The 3,922-nt window shown below is 71.5% G+C and carries 6 protein-coding genes; 3 read left to right on the forward strand and 3 right to left on the reverse strand.

Annotated features, from left to right (window positions below):
• The 3 genes from JNW89_RS30045 to JNW89_RS30055 form a co-directional block, all read right to left on the reverse strand.
• The coding region (locus JNW89_RS30045; protein WP_238451645.1) for an ATP-binding cassette domain-containing protein at positions 1-265 on the reverse strand (265 nt) is incomplete at its 3' end.
• Positions 262-1,206, reverse strand: coding sequence for a metal ABC transporter substrate-binding protein (locus JNW89_RS30050; protein WP_238451646.1), 945 nt, complete (start codon positions 1,204-1,206; stop codon positions 262-264). The genes JNW89_RS30045 and JNW89_RS30050, both read right to left, overlap by 4 nt.
• 54 nt (positions 1,207-1,260) lie before the next feature.
• The gene (locus JNW89_RS30055; RefSeq protein ID WP_210778440.1) at positions 1,261-1,518 is read right to left on the reverse strand and encodes a DUF6703 family protein; all 258 of its coding nucleotides are present in this window, start codon (positions 1,516-1,518) and stop codon (positions 1,261-1,263) included.
• A 27-nt stretch (positions 1,519-1,545) separates the two neighbouring features.
• Between JNW89_RS30055 and JNW89_RS30060 the strand changes: the two genes are divergently transcribed.
• The 3 genes from JNW89_RS30060 to JNW89_RS30070 all read left to right on the forward strand — a co-directional run.
• On the forward strand, positions 1,546-1,884 hold the full coding sequence (locus JNW89_RS30060; RefSeq protein ID WP_238451647.1) for an antibiotic biosynthesis monooxygenase: 339 nt from the start codon (positions 1,546-1,548) through the stop codon (positions 1,882-1,884).
• Positions 1,885-1,989: 105 nt separating this feature from the next.
• Complete coding sequence (locus tag JNW89_RS30065; protein ID WP_238451649.1) at positions 1,990-2,463, forward strand: hypothetical protein; 474 nt, start codon at positions 1,990-1,992, stop codon at positions 2,461-2,463.
• Between the two features lie 114 nt (positions 2,464-2,577).
• Positions 2,578-3,922: glycine--tRNA ligase (locus tag JNW89_RS30070; RefSeq protein ID WP_238451648.1), on the forward strand; the 1,345-nt coding region annotated here is incomplete at its 3' end.

Genomic DNA, 3,922 nt, shown 5'->3' on the forward strand with positions numbered 1-3,922 from the left:
CGCCGGCGCCGAGCCGCTGCGGGACGTACCCGATGCGCCGCCACTGCCGGAACCGGCGCAGCGGGGTGCCGAAGAGCGCGACGGAGCCGCCGGCCAGCGGGACCAGCCCGAGCACGGCGCGGATCAGGGTGGACTTGCCGGAGCCGTTGGCCCCCAGGACGGCGACCACCTCGCCGGCGGTGACGGTGAGCGAGACGTCCCGCAGCACGGGTCGGCCGTCGTAGCCGACCGCCCCGTGCGTGACGGTGATGACGGGTGCGGTCACGAGCAGCTCAACGCCGTCCGCAGGGTCTGCAGGTTGGTGCGCATCACCGAAAGGTAGTCCCCGCCGGAGTCGGTCGACAGCCCTTCGATCGGGTCCAGCACCGCGGTCTTCGCGCCGACCTCCGCCGCGATGGTCTCGGCGACCTTCGGGCTGACCAGGGTCTCGAAGAAGATCGTGGTGGCCCGGTGCTCGCGGGCCTCGGCGGCGACCTCGGCCAGGCGCTGCGGGGAGGGCTCGGTGTCCGGGGTGAGGCCGGTGATGCCGACCTGCTCGAGCTGGTAGCGCTCGGTCAGGTAGCCGAAGGCGGTGTGGCTGACCACGATCTCCCGGCGCTGGCAGGTCTTCAGCCCGGCGGCGAACTCGGCGTCGAGCTTCTCCAGCTCGCCGCGGAGCGTCCTGGCCCGGGCGGTGTAGTCGGCGGCCCGCTCCGGGTCGGCCCGGCCGAGCCGCTCGGCGAGCTGGTCGCCGACGGTGGCCAGCCGGGTCGGGTCCAGCCAGAGGTGCGGGTCGAGGCCGCCACCGGACTCCTCGGCGTGACCGGCCTCACCCTCGTGCTCGTGGCCGCCGGCCGCGGCCGTCAGCAGGGGCTGCACGGTCGCCACGTCGAAGGCGCGGTCGGCGGCGTTCTGGTCCACCGCCTCGTCCACGTTCGGCTGGAAGCCCTTGAGGTAGACGACCAGCTCCGCCTCGCTGACCTGCCCGACCTGGCGCGGGTTGAGCTCCAGGTCGTGCGGCTCGGCCCCCGGCTTGGCCAGGTTGCTGACGGCGACCGCGTCGCCGCCGATCCGTTCGGCGAGGAACTGCAACGGGTAGAAGGCGGCCACCACGTCGACCCGCTGCGGATCGGCGCCCGCCCCGTCGGACGAGCAGGCGGCGACGCCGCCCAGGGCGAGCAGGGCGGTGGCGGCGGCCAGGGCGCGGGGAGCGGAGCGGATGTTCATGACATCAACTGTCCGTGACAACGGAAATGATTGTCAAAAACGCATGAGTGCATGTCAGAGCAGCTTGGCCAGCGCGACCGCGACCAGCAGGGTCAGCATCACCAGCCGGATCATCCGGGTCTGCGGCGCCTGCACCGGCCAGGTGGTCGCCAGCAGCCAGCTCAGCCCGGCGGCGAGCGCGAGCAGCAGCACGCCGCCCACCGGCCCGGGTGCGAAGAACGCCACCAGCACCACCACCAGGGTGGCGAGGAACACCGACGTCGGGTTGGCCCGGGAGAGCCGGACCAGCAGGGGGCTCTGCGTACGCTGCATCCCACAGACTCTACGAGGAGGACGCCGGTGCTGGTCACCAACCGGTTCGTGGTCGAGGTCGAGTCCGACGACTTCGTCGCCCGGGCGCACGCCGCCCTCGCCGCGCTCGCCGCCCGCCCCGGCTACCTGCGCGGCGAACTGCTGCGCGCGCTGGACGACCCGGCCCACTGGTGCCTGGTCACCGAGTGGGAATCGGTCGGGGCGTACCGGCGGGCGCTGGGTGGGTTCGACGTCAAGATCGCCGCGGTGCCGCTGCTCGCCGAGTCGCTCGACGAGCCGTCCGCGTACGAGACGCTGGCCAGCGCCGCCCCGGACGGCGGGGTCGTGGTGGCCACCAGTGATCGGGCCGCGAGTCCGCACCGCTGAGCCGGCGGGCACTACCCTGCACTCATGACCGCACCCGGCCCGGCAGCCCCACCGCCGTACCCCGCGACGCCCGGCCGGGATGACGCCCCGCCGGCCGAGGAGGGGGTGCCGGCCCCGCCGCCCGGCCCGGGAGTGGCCCCGCCGTTCGCCGCGCCGCCCACCGAGGGCGGTCGCAAGCGGCTCTGGCTGGGCCTCGGCGTCGGCACGCTCGCCCTGCTGATCTGCTGCGGCGGTGGCGGCGCGGCCCTGGTCGGGCTGATCGTCAGCAACGCCCAGGCGATCGAGGAGCAGGGGCAGGCGGTCACCGACGCCTACTACCGCGCGCTGGTGCGCAAGGAGTACGGCGCGGCCTACGACAAGCTCTGCGAGGAGGAGCAGCGGCGCGAGTCCCGGGCGGAGTTCGCCCAGCGGGCGGCCGACGAGCCGGCGGTCGCCGCCTACCGGGTGGGCGAGGTCGACCCGAACGCGCTCACCGTGCCGGTGGACGTCACCTACAGCGGCGGCTTCCAGGACACCCAGCAGGTCACCCTCGCGCCGGACCAGCAGACCGGCGGCATGGAGGTCTGCGGGGTCAACTGAGCCGTCCGGAGTATTCTGCTGGGCTCGGGACGCCGCTGGTCGTACCGTTGTCCCGAACTGTTCGTTCCGTCCACATCACGTCCCCGCCGACCGCCAGCCGGCGTAGGAGGAAACATGCCAGCCGACCGTATCGACGCCGTCGTCAGCCTCGCCAAGCGCCGAGGCTTCGTCTTCCCCTCCAGCGAGATCTACGGGGGCACCCGGTCGGCGTGGGACTACGGTCCGCTCGGCGTGGAGCTCAAGGAGAACGTCCGCCGGCAGTGGTGGAAGACCATGGTCCAGCAGCGCGACGACGTCGTCGGCCTGGACTCCGCGGTCATCCTGGCCCGCAAGGTGTGGGAGGCCTCCGGCCACATCGCCGAGTTCGTCGACCCGCTCACCGAGTGCCAGTCCTGCCACAAGCGGTTCCGCGCGGACCACCTGGAGGAGGCGTACGCCGAGAAGCACGGCAAGCCGCTGACCTCGCTGTCCGAGCTGAACTGCCCGAACTGCGGCAACAAGGGCACCTTCACCGAGCCGAAGATGTTCAACGGCCTGATGAAGACCTACCTCGGCCCGGTGGAGAGCGACGAGGGCCTGCACTACCTGCGCCCGGAGACCGCCCAGGGCATCTTCGTCAACTACAAGAACGTGGAGACGGTCGCCCGCAAGAAGCCGCCGTTCGGCATCGCGCAGACCGGCAAGTCGTTCCGCAACGAGATCACCCCGGGCAACTTCATCTTCCGTACCCGTGAGTTCGAGCAGATGGAGATGGAGTTCTTCGTCGAGCCGGGCACCGACGAGCAGTGGCACGAGTACTGGCTCCAGGAGCGCTGGAACTGGTACCTCGACCTGGGCCTGTCGGCGGAGAACCTGCGCTTCTACGAGCACCCCAAGGAGAAGCTCTCCCACTACTCGAAGCGCACCGTCGACATCGAGTACCGGTTCCAGTTCGGCGGCACCGAGTTCGCCGAGCTGGAGGGCATCGCCAACCGGACCGACTTCGACCTCTCCACGCACAGCAAGCACTCCGGCGTCGACCTCTCCTACTTCGACCAGACGAAGCAGGAGCGGTGGATGCCGTACGTCATCGAGCCGGCCGCCGGTCTCACCCGCGCGGTGCTGGCGTTCCTGCTCGAGGCGTACGACGAGGACGAGGCCCCGAACACCAAGGGCGGCGTGGACAAGCGCACGGTGATGCGCTTCGACCCGCGGCTGGCGCCGGTCAAGGTGGCGGTGCTGCCGCTGTCCCGCAACGAGGCGCTCTCCCCGAAGGCCAAGGGCCTCGCCGCGCAGCTGCGCAAGCGCTGGGTGGTGGAGTTCGACGACTCGCAGGCCATCGGCCGCCGCTACCGCCGCCAGGACGAGATCGGCACCCCGTTCTGCGTGACCGTCGACTTCGACACCCTCGACGACGACGCGGTGACCGTGCGGAACCGGGACACCATGACCCAGGAGCGGATCGCCCTGGACCAGGTCG

It is taken from the genome of Micromonospora sp. 4G55 (assembly GCF_016803375.1).